The following is a 16347-nucleotide window of genomic DNA, read 5'->3' as shown; positions in this document are numbered from 1 at the left end:
CACCTATAAGCGTTCGCGACCCGCCCGGCCAGGCGGAGCGTGCGCGACACAAGAACGGCATACGAGGAAAATCCGATGAAACTCGGGTATGGCAGCACATGGACCGTCGTACTCGCGGCGATTGCGGCGAGCGCCCTGCAGATGCAGGCACACGCGCAGTCCCGCCCAGGCGGTTCGGCGGTCGGCGGCAATCCGATGGATTCGCTGCCGCAGATCAAGGCACCCGACAAGGGGCCGAACGTGACCGTGCAAGTCGCGCCGCAAGCGCCCCAACTCGAGGCATTGCTCGCCCGCCACATCACGCCGTCGCGTGTTCAGGTGGAGGGCGTGAAGTCCCTTCCGTTCGACGACGTCGCCCAACGTTTCGCGCCGCTCGTCGGTAAGGACACGACCATCGGCGATCTGATCCAGGTCGCCAATGGCGTCACGAAGCTCTATCAGGACCGCGGCTTCGCGCTCTCGTTCGCGTTCATTCCGGCGCAAACATTCGAAGGCGGCGTGGTGCGCGTGACGGTGGTGGAAGGCTACGTGTCCGCGGTCAAGGTGACGGGCAAGGCCGGCGCCGTGGAAGACAAGATCCGCGCGATCGCCGATCACATCACCGCCGACCGGCCGTTGCGGCGCGCCACCTTCGAGCGTTACGTGAACGTGCTCGGCCTGCTGCCGGGCGTGAAAGTCGCGGCCAATGTGCCGCCGCCGCAGAACACCGACGGCGCCACCACGCTCGAACTGAACGTGGAGCGCAAGCCATTCGACGTCAGCACCGGGATCGATTTCAATCACCCCGGCGTGCAAGGCTTGCTGACCGCCACCGAAAACGGACTGACCTCGTTCGGCGAACAGTTGAGCGTGTCGGCCTTGCTGCCGAAGGGGCGTGACAACGTCACCTATCTCGCTGCCCACGGCGCGGTGCCGATCGGCAGCAACGGGCTGATCGCGAAGATCGACGCCTCGCACTATCGCGGCAATCCGACCGACAATCCCGGACTCCCCTCTTCCATCGAACGCACGGTGATCAACGACAAGGTGGGCGGCTCGCTGGCGTATCCGATCCTCTTGAGCAACACACAAAGCGTGATCGGCACGGCCTCGGTCTATGCGTCGCACGACGAGGATCGCTACCATAACCACGACACCGGTGCGCAGCTCGGCTTCCGCTCGCAAATACGGGTCATGCAGTTGCAGGCCGACTACACCAGCGTGCAGACCGGCCAGGTGCGCCGCGCGAGTGTCAACGTGGCGAAGGCGTTTGACATTCTGGGCGCATCAAAATCCGGCGACTCGAATGTGCCGGGCTCGCCCGTTACCAATCCGGCGTCGATCAACTTCGTGCGCACCGGCGCCAGCTTTTCGCAAACCAACGAGTGGCCGTTGAAGATCGGCACGGCGGTCTCGCTGACCGGTCAGTACAGCGGCGTGTCGCTGCCGACTTCGGAGCAGATCTCGTTCGGCGCGCAGCGTTTTGCGCAGGGCTATCAGCCGGGTGAAGCATCGGGAGATTCGGGCTGGGGCATGATGCTGGAAGTCAACCGTGCGTTCACGCCGGGCTTCACCTATCTGCGCACCCTCACACCCTATGTCTCGTTCGACATGGCGCGCGTCTTTCTACATGCGGGCACGCCCTCGCCGTCGAAGCTTTCGTCGATCGCTTTCGGCTTCCGGATCTCGGATGCGAAGTACTACAGCCTGGATTTGTCGGTGGCCAAAGCGATTGGCGACGCACCGGTGGAAAGTGCGTCACGCAGCCCGCGCATCAACGCGACATTCTCGTACCAGCTGAACTGATCCGCAAAAGTGCCGCGTCCTGATTAGAGGGTCCACTATCAAACGGGGCGCGCACTTTCACGTATTCTGCGCTGACGATGTTGCGACCAGCGGCGCGCAAGCCGCATTCCACGGGTGGCGCATCAGGGAAATAGAAGTAGAACCTGAGGGACCAGGCATCACGGCGGCCCAGGTCAGAAGAACGCCCGAGATGCCGATAACGCCGCGCGACCATGATCGCGCCGTCTTTAATCAAGGAGGAAGACAATGACGCAATTCACACAACGCGCTCGCGCAATGGCGCTTCGCACGGTCAAACACGCCGCGCTCGCCGGCGTATTGCTCGCCAGCGCCATGACGGCTATGGCGCAGGCCGACAGCCCCGTAGGGACGTGGCAAACCATCGACGATCACACCGGACAGCCGAAAGCGCTCGTGCAGATCGCGCAGGACGGCAGCGGTTCGCTCAGCGGCAAGGTGATCAAGGGGCTCGGCGCCAACGACCAGCCGGATCGCCGCTGCACGGCATGCACCGACGCGCGCAAGGATCAGCCGATCCTCGGCATGACGATCATCAGCGATATGAAAAAGGACGGCGACGCCTGGGACCACGGACAGATTCTCGACCCGGAAAACGGCAAGCTCTACAAGTGCAAGATGCACCTGGAAGACGGTGGCAACAAACTGGTCGTGCGTGGCTATATTGGCGTCTCGCTGCTCGGCCGCTCGCAGACGTGGGTGCGCCAGCAATGATGCGCGGGTAGTTCAGGTTTGACGCGCTGATGCGCCGCGGCTCCAGCCGGGCTCATAGCGACCGGCGCGTTGGGGCTCCTGGCAGAGCCCTGGCAGAATCACCTGAACCGGCCGACGATCACAATCGCTCGACCGGTTCTTTTGCCTGAAGACACCCGCTTGAATCGTTCATGCAGCGTGTTTGAACGGCGAATTGAACGCGAACGGCGAGGACGGCAGCGGCTGGGGTGATGCCGGGCTGTACACCGCGGGCGCGACGACCGGCGCCTTTTCCGCCTCAACGCTCTTCTGTTCCGCATTCACATGCGAACGCATGCGCGCTTCCATCAGCGCACAAAGCTCTTCGCTCGCCGCGCCGAACAGTTGCTCCATCACGCGTTTGAGCACACCGGATTCATACCACGCCTTGAAGCGCCGATGGCAGGTTTGATACGACGGGTATCGACGCGGCATGGCGGACCAGGTGGCGCCGCTGTACATGACCCACAGCACGCCGTTGAGCACCGAGCGCGTATTGGCGAGCGGCCGGCCGCGCAGCTCCGAACGCGGACGCAGTTCCGGCAGCAGCGGTGCGATACGTTGCCATTCTTCGTCGTTGATATCACGGTGGGGATTCATGGTTTCTCCTTTGTCAGAACGTTGACAAAAGATATCCAGTCGTCCGCAGCCGGAAAATAAGACCAATCCGAATCTTGAAAATACGCCGCGTAAAGGCGCCTCGTCGGCCAACGCAGCGCGATGATCTATCGCAAAAGCACCGTCGGCCGTGCCTGGCCGCGCCTCAGGTTAGCGACGTATCGACGATCCGCCGTGGCGCGTCGAGGTATTCCTTCGACTGCATTTCGACGATGCGCGACACCGTGCGCGTGAATTCGTTGGCCATCGGACCGTCGACATACAGTTGCTCGGGCGGCACCGCGGCGGACATCAGCAGCTTCACCTTGTGGTCATAAAACACGTCGATCAGCCAGGTGAAGCGGCGCGCTTCCGAGGCCATACGCGCCGACATCTGCGGCACGCCGGAGAGGACTACGGCGTGAAAGCGGCTCGCCAGTTCCAGGTAGTCGTTCTGCGAGCGCGGTCCGCCGCACAAGGTGGCGAAGTCGAACCACACCACGCCGTCGGCACGGCGCAGCGCCTTCAACTCGCGTTTTTCGATATGCAGGATCGGGCTCTCGTCGGGGACCGCGGCGAGGCGCCCGAACGCGTCGCGCAACGCCTTGTCGGCGGCGGCGCCAAGCGGCGTGTGATACACCTCCACCTGAGCCAGCGTGCGTTGCCGGTAGTCGATGCCCGCGTCCACGTTGATCACGTCGAGCTTTTCCTTGATGAGTTCGATCGCCGGCAACATCCGGTCGCGATGCAGTCCGTCCGGATACAGCGTGTCCGGATCGTAGTTGGACGTCATCACGAACTGCACGCCGTTTTCGAACAGCTTGTCGAGCAGGCGGTACAGGATCATCGCGTCGGCGATATCCGACACGTGGAATTCGTCGAAACAGATCAACCGGTAGCGCCTGGCAATCCGGCGCGCGAGTTCGTCGAGCGGATCGGCCGTGCCTTTCAGTTCTTCCAGCTCTCGATGCACTTCACGCATGAACTCGTGGAAATGCAAACGCGTTTTGCGCTGCACCGGCACGATCATGTAGAAGCTGTCCATCAGGAAGCTCTTGCCGCGCCCTACGCCGCCCCACATATACACGCCACGCGGCAGGTCCGGGTGGATGATCAGCTTCTTGAACGCGTTCGAGCGGCGCGACTTGTACTCGGTCCACTCTTCATAGCACCGCTGCAGACGGTCGACCGCCGCGCGTTGCGCCGGGTCCGATTGGTAACCCCGCGTCTGCAGTTCTTTTTCGTAGTATTCGGTGACGTTCATGTTGTGCTGCAAATAGAAAGGCGGGAGGGAGTGAACCCGCCCGCCTTTGTGGTAATGCCGGAGTACTGTCAGTCAGGCGTGCGCGTGATTACATGTTCAGCGCGCGCTTGTCGACAGCGAGTGCCGCCTCGCGCATGACTTCCGACAGCGACGGGTGCGGATGGCAAATGCGGCCGATGTCTTCCGACGCCGCCTTGAATTCCATCGCCACCACGGCTTCCGCGATCAGGTCCGATGCGTTCGCCGAGATGATGTGCACGCCGAGCAGTTCGTCGGTCTTCGCGTCGGCGATCATCTTGACGAAACCTTCCGCCTTGTTGATGCCGAGTGCGCGGCCGTTCGCCATGAACGGGAACTGGCCCGTCTTGATCTCGCGGCCTTCAGCCTTCAGTTGCTGTTCCGTCTTGCCGACCCACGCGATTTCCGGTTCGGTGTAGATCACCCACGGAATGCAGTTGTAGTCGATATGCGGCTTCTGACCGTCGATGATTTCAGCGACCAGCACGCCTTCGTCTTCAGCCTTGTGCGCGAGCATCGGGCCACGCACCACGTCGCCGATCGCGTACACGTTCGGCACCGCCGTCGCGCAATGCTCGTCGACGTCGATAAAGCCGCGTTCGTTCGCCTTCAGGCCGATCGCTTCGAGGCCGAGGTTGTCGGTGTTCGGCACGCGGCCGATCGACACGATCAGGCGATCGGCTTCGAGCGTCTGCGCGTTGCCGTCCTTGTCCGTGTAGGCGATCGTCACGCCGTTGGCGGTCGTCTTCACTTCGCCGACCTTCACGCCGACGTGGATGTCCAGACCCTGCTTCTTGAACTGCTTGGCCGCTTCTTTCGCGAGCGCCTGGTCGGCCGCGCCGAGGAATTCCGGCAGCGCTTCGAGCACGGTCACTTCCGCGCCCAGACGGCGCCACACCGAACCCAGTTCCAGACCGATCACGCCAGCGCCGATCACAGCCAGCTTTTTCGGCGTGGATTCGAAGCTCAGCGCGCCTTCGTTGTCGGCGACGATCTTGTTGTCGACCGGAATGTTCGGCAGATGGCGAGCCTTCGAACCCGTGGCGATGATCACGTTCTTTGCCGTGACCACTTCGGTTTCGCCTTCGCCGCTCACTTCGATCTGCACGCCGGCGTCCGTCTTGCCGGTGAACTTGCCGTGACCCTTGAGCCACGTGATCTTGTTCTTGCGGAACAGGAATTCGATGCCCTTCGTCATCTTCTCGACGATGCCTTCTTTACGGGCCATCATCTTCGAGATATCGACCTTCACGTTTTCCACGGAAATGCCGTGGTCGGCGAGGTGATGCGATGCGTTTTCAAACTCTTCCGACGACGCGAGCAGCGCCTTCGACGGAATGCAACCCACGTTCAGACACGTGCCGCCGAGCTTCAGCGCGCCGGCCGGGTTCTTCCATTTTTCGATACATGCGACGGTCTTGCCGAGCTGCGCTGCGCGAATTGCGGCAATGTAGCCGCCGGGGCCTGCGCCGATCACGACGACGTCAAATTCTTTGGACATGACAATCCTTTGGATGGCGGAACAGCGCGCCGCCACACTTCGTGGCGCGCGCCTTTCCTGTACTGCGGAATGCGAAAGACGTGCTGCCTGCCTGATGCTTATATGGTGCCGGCTTGCACGATGACAAGCCGGCACCGCCCGGGCCGGCGCTTACAGGTCGAGCAGCAGGCGAGCCGGGTCTTCCAGCGCATCCTTCATGGCGACCAGCGACAGCACCGCTTCGCGACCGTCGATGATCCGGTGGTCGTACGACAGCGCCAGGTAGTTCATCGGGCGGATCACGATCTGGCCGTTTTCGACCACAGCGCGTTCCTTCGTGGCGTGCACGCCCAGAATTGCGGATTGCGGCGGGTTGATGATCGGGGTCGACAGCATCGAACCGAACACACCACCGTTCGAGATCGAGAACGTACCCCCGGTCATTTCTTCGATCGACAGCTTGCCGTCTTTCGCCTTCTGGCCGAATTCGGCAATCTTCTTTTCGATTTCGGCGAGGCTCAGCTGATCCGCGTTGCGCAGGATCGGCACCACCAGACCGCGCGGCGAACCGACAGCGATACCGATGTCGAAGTAGCCGTGATAGACAATGTCGTTACCGTCGATCGACGCGTTCACCAGCGGGAACTTCTTCAGCGCATGAACCGCCGCCTTCACGAAGAACGACATGAAGCCGAGCTTCACGCCATGTTCCTTTTCGAACTTGTCTTTGTACTTGTTGCGCAGATCCATGACCGGCGCCATGTTCACTTCGTTGAACGTGGTGAGAATGGCGTTGGTTTGCTGCGACTCGAGCAGACGCTCGGCGATACGCGCACGCAGACGCGACATCGGCACGCGTTGTTCCGGCCGGTCCTTCAGCCATTGCTCAGCCGAAGCCGGCGCCTTCACGTCCGGCAGCGACGGCTTCGCAGCCTTCGGTGCGGCGGCCGGAGCCGGGGCAGCAGCCTTCGCAGCCGGTGCGCCCGCGCTCAGCACGTCGCCCTTGGTGATGCGGCCGTCGCGGCCCGTGCCGGCGACGTCGCCCGCGCCCAGACCCTTCTCGGCCATCAGCTTGCCGGCGGCCGGCGAAGCAGCGGTGTTCGCACCCGTTGCGGATGCGGCTTGAGCCGCCGGAGCCGGTGCAGCGGCGGGCGCCGGAGCGGCTTGCGGAGCGGGCTTCACTTCGGCTTCGACAGCAGCGGCGCTTGCCGTGCCTTCGGTGTCGATCTTGGCGATCACCTGATCAGCCGTGACGGTGTCGCCGTCGTTCGCGATGACTTGCGCGAGCACGCCGGCCGAGGGTGCCGGCACTTCGAGCACGACTTTGTCGGTCTCGATTTCGATGAGAATTTCGTCTTGAGCAACAGCCTCGCCGGGCTTCTTCTTCCACTGCAGCATCGTGGCTTCCGAAACCGACTCGGAGAGCTGGGGAACCTTGACTTCAACAATAGCCATTATGAATATCCTGAATACGTATCGGGTGACGGCGCGCGATCTGGGATCCTACGACCGCCTGCGAACCTCGAATGCCGCAATTGATCTTTTCGGATGCGGCACGGGAAAGCGCACTGCGCTTTCCCGGTTCGGTCTGGTGTTTATTTAGCGATCGACGCGCTCTTCAGCCGGCCGAAAGCGCCTTCGATCAGCGCCTTCTGCTGCTCGTAGTGCTTCGCGTAATAACCGACTGCCGGCGAGGCCGAAGCCGGACGTCCGCTGTATGCCAGCTTCTGCCCTTCCTTCATGCCGTCCTTCAGGTGGTGCTCGATGTAGAACCACGGGCCTTGATTCTGCGGCTCGTCCTGCACCCACACCACTTCGGTCGCGTTGTCGTACTTCTTCATTTCCGCTTCGAACTGCTTGTGCGCGAACGGATAGAGCTGTTCGATACGGATGATCGCGACGTCGTTCGACTTGGATTCGCGGCGATGTGCGAGCAGGTCGTAGTACACGCGGCCCGAGCACGCGACCACGCGTTTGACCTTCTTCGCGTCGATGGCTTCGTCGACTTCGCCGATGATCGGCTGGAACGCGCCCTTCGCCAGTTCGGACAGATCCGACACGGCTTCCTTGTGGCGCAGCAGCGACTTCGGCGTGGCGACGATCAGCGGCTTGCGGAACAGGCGGATCATCTGACGGCGCAGCAGGTGGAAAATCTGCGCCGGCGTGGTCGGTTGAACGACCTGCATGTTGTGGTCTGCGCACAGTTGCAGGAAACGCTCGATACGTGCCGACGAGTGCTCCGGACCCTGACCTTCGTAGCCGTGCGGCAGCAGCATGGTGAGACCCGACACGCGGCCCCACTTCACTTCGCCCGACGAGATGAACTGGTCGATCACGACTTGCGCTCCGTTCACGAAGTCGCCGAACTGCGCTTCCCACGCGACGAACGTATTCGGCTCAGCGGTCGAGTAACCGTATTCGAAGCCCAGCACTGCTTCTTCCGACAGCACCGAGTCGATCACCGTGAACTTGGCCTGACCTTCGGCGATGTTCTGCAGCGGTACGTACGTGCCGTCGTTCCAGCGCTCGCGGTTCTGATCGTGCAGCACCGCGTGACGGTGCGTGAACGTGCCGCGGCCCGAGTCCTGACCGGTCAGGCGAACTGCATAGCCCGACGCGACCAGCGACGCGAATGCCAGGTGTTCGCCCATGCCCCAGTCGAGCTTCGCTTCGCCACGGCCCATCGCGCGACGGTCATTGATGACGCGCTCGACCAGCGGGTGAACCTTGAAGTTTTCCGGAATCGTGGTGATGCGCTCAGCAAGGCGCTTCAGTTCCGCGAGCGGCACTGCGGTATCGGCGGCGTCGGTCCACTTGCGGTTCAGGAACGGCACCCAATCCACCGCGTACTTGCTCTTGTAGTTCGAGAGCACCGGGTCGACCGTGTGATGACCTTCGTCCATGGCCTTGCGGTAAGCCTTGACGTATTCGTCCGCGTCGGCAGCCGTGATCACGCCTTGCTGCACCAGTTTTTCAGCGTACAGCGCGCGCGTGCCCGGGTGCTTGGCAATGGTCTTGTACATCAGCGGCTGCGTGACGGCCGGCGTGTCCTGCTCGTTGTGACCCAGCTTGCGGAAGCAGACGATGTCGACGACGACGTCCTTGTGGAACTGCATCCGGAAGTCGATAGCCAGTTGCGTAGCCAGAACCACCGCTTCAGGATCGTCACCGTTCACGTGCAGCACCGGCGCTTCGATCATCTTGACGACGTCCGAGCAGTACAACGTGGAGCGCGAGTCGCGCGGATCCGACGTCGTGAAGCCGATCTGGTTGTTGATGACGATATGCAGCGTGCCGTGCGTGCCGTAACCGCGCGTTTGCGCGAGGTTCAGCGTTTCCATCACCACGCCCTGGCCCGCGAAGGCCGCGTCGCCGTGGATCTGCACCGGCAGCACTTGCAGGCCGCTGTCGTCGCCGCGACGGTCCATACGGGCCTTGGCCGAGCCTTCGACCACCGGGTTGACGATTTCGAGGTGTGACGGGTTGAACGCGAGCGACAGGTGAACCGGGCCGCCTTCGGTCGAAACGTCCGACGAGAAACCCTTGTGGTACTTCACGTCGCCAGCCGGCAGATCGTCGACGTGCTTGCCTTCGAATTCGGCGAACAGGTCGGCCGGCATCTTGCCGAGCGTATTGACCAGCACGTTCAGACGGCCACGGTGAGCCATGCCGATGACGATTTCCTGAACGCCGTTGGCGCCGCCGTGACGCACGACTTCGTCCATCGACGCGATGAAGCTTTCGCCGCCTTCGAGCGAGAAGCGTTTCTGGCCGACGTACTTGGTGTGCAGGAAGCGCTCGAGGCCTTCAGCGGCCGTCAGGCGATTCAGGATGTGCTTTTTCTTTTCGTTCGAGAAGTTCGGCGTGGAACGGATCGATTCGAGCTTCTCTTTCCACCAGCGCTTCTGTTCCGGATCGCTGATATACATGTACTCGGCGCCGATCGTGCCGCAGTACGTGTCGCGCAATGCCTTGACGATCTCGCGCAGCGAAGCACGCTCGAATCCGAAATACAGATTCGTGGCGCTGAACTCCTGGTCCATGTCGGCTTCGGTGAAGTCGTAGAACGCCGGTTCGAGTTCGGGAATAGCGGGACGTTCGCGGCGCTTCAGGGGATCGAGGTTGGCCCATTGCGAGCCGAGGAAGCGATATGCGCCGATGAGGGACTGCACATAAACCTGCTTGCGAGCGGTAGCGAGATCTTCGCCGCCACCTGCTCCGCGCGGGATGAAGGCATTAGCCTTGGCCCGTTGAGCAAACGATTCGACGATCGGGCCGTGGGCCACGTCGTTGGCATTGCTGCCATCCGATGCAGGGACGTTCTGCAACGCGTCGAAATAGCTACGCCAGTTCTCGGGCACTGACGCCGGATTATCGAGATACGCTTCGTACATTTCTTCTACGTACGGAGCATTGCCGCCGAACAGGTAAGAGTTCGACTGGAATTGCTTCATCATTTTTACGCTCACCTTTCTTCGAGTTTCTCGAGAAATAGCGGGTTACAGAACCTTCCGCGACACGGCCTGACCGTTTAGCGGATTGCGCGAATCAAGTCTTGCTTGGAAGGACCTAAAACTTTGCACCCGGGGAGCATATCACAGAACAGATGGTGCAGATAGCAGACGGACGGGAGCTCAAGCCCCTCGTGACGGGGTTTTGCGGGTGTTTTCCAGAGTTCGCAACAGTGCATGACAGTGTCCGCAAGAATGTCCCGGCTCGGCAAACGGGCGCGGGAAACACAGGAAGAACACGCACACCTTGCGCAGTGCAACCTTATCGTTTCGCCGGCGAGCAGGCGTGATCCGGCCGGCGACCCGCTTCCGCACAAACCGCGCCACGTCGCGCAGTATCCGGTCAGCACCCTGCGCCGGAAGATGTCTCACAGAATGATCCGGCGCTATACCGTTGCGTCTCGAACGCATTCATGTCCCAAGTCATCAAGGCGCACGCGGGACAGCGCGCAATTACTTCCATGATGTTTCACGATCGAAAAGGCAAGCCAGATGAAACTCACCGTTAGCAGCATAAGCGAAGTGACACAAAGCCAGACCTTCCAGGCTAACAGCCCCATGGACTCGAAGTTGCTCCATGCGGCCCCTCAGTCCAGGATGTATCCCGCCCACATTGCGCTCGGCGATGGACGTACCACAAAGAATTCAGCGCAAGCCGATGCGCCGCTGGATCGACAAAAGCGCGGTCAAGTACTGGGTGCATGCGCGAAATCCAAATTCCGGGAGTGCAAGGGAGGCGACGCGCTTGAGGAGCATTCATCACGGCACGAGAAGTTCGATCAATTCGATCACGATCGAACAAAAGGCGGAAAGGACGGAAAAGGTACCTGCGATGGCATTGTTCGCGAAGCGATGCGCCGCATCGATCATGCCACGGATGGCGCAGCAGAACCGGATACATTGCCGTCCGCGGTTCACAATATGAACAATGCCATGGCCAGCAACACCGCTGGAAATCCCGGCGAAATCTACGACCGCATCGATCAATTCCAGACGGGGCAAACTCCGCTTCCCCTCGCGAACTATCGCCTGTCGTCGTCTGTCGACATCAACCCCACCCACGACGCGACGCGTAATGACCGCATCAACAGTCTGATCGGAAGCATGAGCGCGGACAACAACATGCCTGAGGGCGGCCTCGCATACATACGTATGGGCATTCAAGCTGGTGACGCAATGAACGGCCCCGAGAGGTACGGTCACGTCCTGCTTGCCCAACATCTTCCAAACAACCATTACGCCATTTTCGATCCAAACAACGGCGTCTTCACTTACGATAACAAAGAAAAAATGATAAACGCCCTGAAGGGATACATGCAAACAGCATACAACGAAGGTGGTCAGGCAGTCGCACCAGACAGCATTCGCTTTTACACTCCGCACAACGCGCGGGACTTTGGATCAGCGCAGGTAGTCACTAAGTTTCCCGGCCTCGGCAACGGCTTGCCTGAGCCCGGTGGATTGCTGAATCACTTCGGCCTTCCCAACCCCGAGCTTTAAGCCCTGATTCCTACAGCACCAAGGTTACAACCGGGCAACCTCACGAATCAGAGCTAGCCCATAAACGAAAAAAGCCGTTCCGGGCATGCCCGGAACGGCTTTTTTCATGTGCCCAACGCAGGTATCGGGAACAGCGTTCCTTCAATCCGCCCGTAACTCGCTCAGTCCACCGCGCCCTTACGGCTTGCGCTGCGGCGCTCGTGTTCCTTCAGGTAACGCTTGCGCAGACGGATGGATTGCGGCGTGACTTCGACCAGTTCGTCGTCGTCGATGAATTCGACCGCGTATTCCAGCGACATCTGGATCGGCGGCACGAGGCGCACCGCTTCGTCCGTACCCGACGAACGCACGTTGGTCAACTGCTTGCCCTTGATCGGGTTCACGACCAGGTCGTTGTCACGGCTGTGAATGCCGATGATCATGCCTTCGTACAGCGGCTCACCAGGGGACACGAACATACGGCCGCGATCCTGCAGCTTCCACAATGCGTACGCGACTGCCGCGCCGTCGTCCTGCGAAATCAGCACGCCGTTGCGACGCTCGCCGACCGCGCCTTCCTTGACCGGCTGATACGAGTCGAACGTGTGGCTCATCAGACCCGTGCCGCGCGTGAGCGTGAGGAACTCCGACTGGAAGCCGATCAGGCCACGCGCAGAAATACGATACTCCAGACGCGTACGGCCACGGCCATCCGACGCCATGTCGAGCATTTCGCCCTTGCGGCGACCGAGTTCTTCCATCACGCCGCCCTGGTGGCCGTCTTCCATGTCGACCGTCAGGTTTTCGTACGGCTCGTGCTTCACGCCGTCCACTTCCGTCATCACCACGCGCGGGCGCGACACGGCCAGCTCGTAGCCTTCGCGGCGCATGTTTTCCACCAGAATGGTCAGGTGCAGCTCACCGCGGCCCGCCACTTCGAACGTGGTTTCGTCGCCGGTTTCTTTCACGCGCAGCGCGACGTTGTGGTTCAGTTCCTTCATCAGGCGGTCACGGATCTGACGGCTCGTGACGAACTTGCCTTCGCGGCCGGCCAGCGGCGACGAATTGACGAGGAAGTTCATGGTCAGCGTGGGTTCGTCCACGGTGATCATGGGCAGCGCTTCCGGTTGTTCCGGTGCGCAGATGGTCACGCCAATGCCGATTTCTTCAATGCCATTGATCAGCACGATGTCGCCGGCTTCAGCCGAGTCGACCTGCACGCGCTCGAGGCCCTTGAACGACAGCACCTGGTTGATCTTGCGGTTCAGGATCGCGCCGTCGGGGCCCGAACGCACGGCCACCGACATGCCCGGCTTGATCGTGCCGCGCGTGATACGGCCCACGCCGATACGGCCAACGTACGACGAGTAATCCAGCGACGTGATCTGCAATTGCAGCGGAGCCGACGGATCAGCCGGGCGAACCGGTACGTGTTGCAACACCGCCTCGAACAGCGGGCGCATATCGCCTTCGCGCACGTCCGGCGTCAAGCCTGCGTAGCCGTTCAGACCCGACGCGTAGACGATCGGGAAGTCGAGTTGTTCGTCGGTTGCACCCAGCTTGTCGAACAGGTCGAACGTCTGGTTGATCACCCAGTCGATCCGCGCGCCCGGCCGGTCCACCTTATTGATCACGACGATCGGCTTCAGGCCGAGCGCCAGTGCCTTCTTGGTCACAAAGCGCGTTTGCGGCATCGGGCCTTCGACGGCGTCGACCAGCAACAGCACGGAATCGACCATCGACAGCACGCGCTCCACTTCGCCGCCGAAGTCGGCGTGGCCCGGGGTGTCGACAATGTTGATGTGCGTGCCTTCGTATTCGACCGCGCAGTTCTTGGAAAGAATCGTGATGCCACGTTCTTTTTCGATGTCGTTCGAGTCCATCACACGTTCAGCGATCTGCTGGTTGTCGCGGAAGGTGGCGGTCTGGCGGAGCAGCTGGTCGACGAGCGTGGTCTTACCGTGGTCGACGTGGGCAATGATGGCGATGTTGCGTAGGGCGCGAGTCATAGGAACCTGGAGACAGTTGAGTGCGCCAGCAAAGCAGCATTGTGTACGAAGCCAACAAAGCCCAAAGCGCACTTTTGGGAACCCAACATTATAGCACGCGTAAATGAAGCTTTCTGGCATTCCCTGACGGGCCGACCGGCTTCCATTGCGCGGCGCATCGGAAATCGAGCCTAAGCAGGCGAGCGAAACCTACGCGAAATCGCGCGGATTGTCGCTTGAGCAGGAAAAGACCCTTGTCTAAGCTGTAATAACACTTGCCGCGTCAACGAACCGACCACTATACTACTGCCTAGTCAACCATTGCATTCGCACGAGAATCATGACAGAGCCGTCCACCCCACCTACGCCGGACGTCATCAGCGAGTATCAGTTTGGCGAAAGCGTCGGTTATCTGCTCTCGCGAGTGAAATCGACCATGTCGAACCTGATCAACCAGCGCAGCATGGCCGAGTTGGGCATTACCAGCCAGCAGGGCAGCATCCTGTTCATGGTGGCGAGCGGCAAGTGCCTGCTGGCGGCCGAACTGGCTCGTGAATACGGCATCGACGCAAGCGCCATCACGCGCCTGATCGACCGGCTGGAAAAACGCGGCCTGCTGACACGGGTGCGCAGCAATGAAGATCGACGGGTCGTGCGCCTCGCACTGACACCGGAAGGTCTCGCGATCGCCGCCAGAATGCCGGCTATTTTCAACGGCGTGCTGGACAGTCTGCTCGGCGGTTTCACCCCGGAAGAAGTAGGTTTTCTGAAGAGCATGCTGCGTCGCGTGCTCGTTAATTCCGGCGAACAAACGGGACTAACCCGTGATGCAGCAAGCAATTTTGACAGTAAATCGTAAGAAATTGCTTGCAGTGTCCATCATTACATTCCACTCCAAGAGTCGAGCGATGAAATCCCTTTCCCTGCCCGCGCCCGCGTTTTCGAGCCGGGCCGCTGTCGCCGCCGCGGTGACGGCGCTTGCCCTTACGGGGTGCGCGAACTACTTCGGTATGAAAAGCGACAAGCAGATGTCGTCGCCGGCCCAGTACGAGTCCGCGCAGAGCCTGCCCGCCCAGGGCGGCCAATGGCCGTCGCTCGACTGGGCCAATCAGTTCGGCGACCCGCAACTGCCCAGGCTGATCGCGGAAGCGCTGGAAGGCAGCCCGTCGATCGCGCAGGCGCAGGCGCGTATCGCCAAGGCCTCGTCCTATATCGAAAGCTCGCGCTCGGCGCTGTATCCGAAGGTCAACGGCAGCTATTCCTGGAATCGCGAACTCTTCTCCGCGAACGCGCTCTACCCGCCCCCGTACGGCGGCACCTGGTATAGCGAGAACAATGTGCTCGCGAGCGCTTCGTGGGATCTCGACCTGTGGGGCAAGAATCGCCAGCGTCTGGGCCAGGCCGTGTCGCAGGAAAAGGCCGCGGAGGCCGACATGCAGCAGGCACGCGTGACGCTCGCGGCGTCGGTGGCCAGCACCTACAACCAGCTCGCGCAGTTGTATGCATTGCGCGATATCGCCGCGCGTGAAATCGCCAATCGCGAGGATATCGGCCGCATCACCAACGGCCGCGTCACCGCCGGCCTCGACACCAATGTCGAGCGGCAAACCGCGAACGGCAATATCGCAACTAGCCAGGCCAATTTGACCGACCTCGACGGCCAGATCACGGTCGTGCGCTACCAGTTGGGCGCACTGCTCGGCAAGGGCCCGGATCGCGGCCTGCAGATCGCCCAGCCGGCTCTGACCAGGGGCGACGCCGTGGCGCTGCCGGACAATCTGCCCGCCGACCTCGTGGCGCGCCGCGCGGACATTGTCGCCGCGCGCTGGCAGGTCGAAGCCGCGATGCACGACGTGAAGGAAGCGAAGGCCGAGTTCTTCCCGGACGTCAACCTCGCCGCCGGTTTCGGCTTCGACGCGTTCGGCTGGGGCCGCTTCCTCACCTCGGCCAGCCGGCAGATCCAGTTCGGCCCCGCCATTCACCTGCCGATCTTCGACGCCGGCGCGCTGCGCTCGCAACTGCGAGGCCGCTACGCCGACTTCGAGCTGGATGTGGCGAACTACAACCAGACGCTGATCAGCGCGCTGTCGGACGTCGCGACGCAAGTGTCGTCCATCAGATCGATCGACCAGCAGCAAGGCGACGCGCAGCGCGCGCTCGACGCTTCGACCAAGGCGTATCAACTGGCTGTGATCCGCTACAAGGCCGGCCTGTCGCCGCAGCTGCAGGTGTTGACCGCCGACCAGAACCGCCTCGCCGCCGAACAGACAGTGACCAACCTGAAGATGCGCCGCCGCGATATGCAGATCGGCCTCATCAAAGCGCTCGGCGGCGGTTTCGACGCGACGCAGACCGGTCTCGTGGTGCCGACCGATGCCCCGGCATCGGCGGCCACCGCGACCGCGGCGGCCAATTGAGCGCGTGAACCACGGCCAGATCGAACACACGCACGAACATCCGAATAAACGACGACGT

General features: G+C 61.6%; 11 protein-coding genes. 5 read left to right on the top strand and 6 right to left on the bottom strand.

Going from position 1 to position 16347, the window contains the following annotated elements; genetic code table 11:
• Window positions 1-75: 75 nt before the first annotated feature.
• Both NE850_RS17310 and NE850_RS17305 read left to right on the top strand, forming a co-directional pair.
• Window positions 76-1785, top strand: a complete 1710-nt coding sequence (locus tag NE850_RS17310; RefSeq protein ID WP_007182280.1) for a ShlB/FhaC/HecB family hemolysin secretion/activation protein — start codon at window positions 76-78, stop codon at window positions 1783-1785.
• A gap of 246 nt (window positions 1786-2031) precedes the next feature.
• Window positions 2032-2517, top strand: coding sequence for a DUF2147 domain-containing protein (locus NE850_RS17305; protein WP_007182281.1), 486 nt, complete (start codon window positions 2032-2034; stop codon window positions 2515-2517).
• A gap of 168 nt (window positions 2518-2685) precedes the next feature.
• On the opposite strand, the gene NE850_RS17300 is transcribed toward NE850_RS17305, so the two are convergent.
• The 5 genes from NE850_RS17300 to NE850_RS17280 all read right to left on the bottom strand — a co-directional run bounded on the left by NE850_RS17300 (window position 2686) and on the right by NE850_RS17280 (window position 10351).
• On the bottom strand, window positions 2686-3135 hold the full coding sequence (locus NE850_RS17300; protein ID WP_007182282.1) for a transposase: 450 nt from the start codon (window positions 3133-3135) through the stop codon (window positions 2686-2688).
• Between the two features lie 163 nt (window positions 3136-3298).
• The gene (gene zapE, locus NE850_RS17295) at window positions 3299-4396 is read right to left on the bottom strand and encodes a cell division protein ZapE (protein ID WP_007182283.1); all 1098 of its coding nucleotides are present in this window, start codon (window positions 4394-4396) and stop codon (window positions 3299-3301) included.
• 88 nt (window positions 4397-4484) lie between these two features.
• Window positions 4485-5915 (bottom strand): dihydrolipoyl dehydrogenase, encoded by a 1431-nt coding sequence (gene lpdA / locus NE850_RS17290; protein WP_007182284.1) that lies wholly within the window; start codon window positions 5913-5915, stop codon window positions 4485-4487.
• 150 nt (window positions 5916-6065) lie between these two features.
• The gene (gene odhB, locus NE850_RS17285; RefSeq protein ID WP_007182285.1) at window positions 6066-7349 is read right to left on the bottom strand and encodes a 2-oxoglutarate dehydrogenase complex dihydrolipoyllysine-residue succinyltransferase; all 1284 of its coding nucleotides are present in this window, start codon (window positions 7347-7349) and stop codon (window positions 6066-6068) included.
• A 140-nt stretch (window positions 7350-7489) separates the two neighbouring features.
• A complete protein-coding gene (locus NE850_RS17280) occupies window positions 7490-10351 on the bottom strand; it encodes a 2-oxoglutarate dehydrogenase E1 component (protein WP_310698979.1) in 2862 nt (953 codons plus the stop codon).
• A 546-nt stretch (window positions 10352-10897) separates the two neighbouring features.
• On the opposite strand from NE850_RS17280, the gene NE850_RS17275 reads away from it, so the two are divergent.
• On the top strand, window positions 10898-11905 hold the full coding sequence (locus tag NE850_RS17275; protein WP_310698978.1) for a hypothetical protein: 1008 nt from the start codon (window positions 10898-10900) through the stop codon (window positions 11903-11905).
• Between the two features lie 161 nt (window positions 11906-12066).
• Here NE850_RS17275 and typA read toward each other — a convergent pair whose 3' ends face one another.
• The gene (typA, locus tag NE850_RS17270) at window positions 12067-13893 is read right to left on the bottom strand and encodes a translational GTPase TypA (RefSeq protein WP_007182288.1); all 1827 of its coding nucleotides are present in this window, start codon (window positions 13891-13893) and stop codon (window positions 12067-12069) included.
• Between the two features lie 319 nt (window positions 13894-14212).
• Here typA and NE850_RS17265 point away from each other — a divergent pair, with 319 nt between their 5' ends.
• Entirely contained in the window at window positions 14213-14731 is a 519-nt protein-coding gene (locus NE850_RS17265) for a MarR family winged helix-turn-helix transcriptional regulator (RefSeq protein ID WP_007182289.1), read from the top strand.
• Window positions 14732-14780: 49 nt separating this feature from the next.
• Window positions 14781-16289, top strand: coding sequence for an efflux transporter outer membrane subunit (locus NE850_RS17260; protein ID WP_007182290.1), 1509 nt, complete (start codon window positions 14781-14783; stop codon window positions 16287-16289).
• The last annotated feature ends 58 nt before the right edge of the window (window positions 16290-16347 follow it).

The organism is Paraburkholderia sp. USG1 (assembly GCF_031570135.1).
GTDB classification, from domain to species: domain Bacteria; phylum Pseudomonadota; class Gammaproteobacteria; order Burkholderiales; family Burkholderiaceae; genus Paraburkholderia; species Paraburkholderia dioscoreae.
The sequence above is the reverse complement of the archived record's forward strand: the minus strand, read 5'-3'. Positions and strand labels throughout refer to the sequence as shown.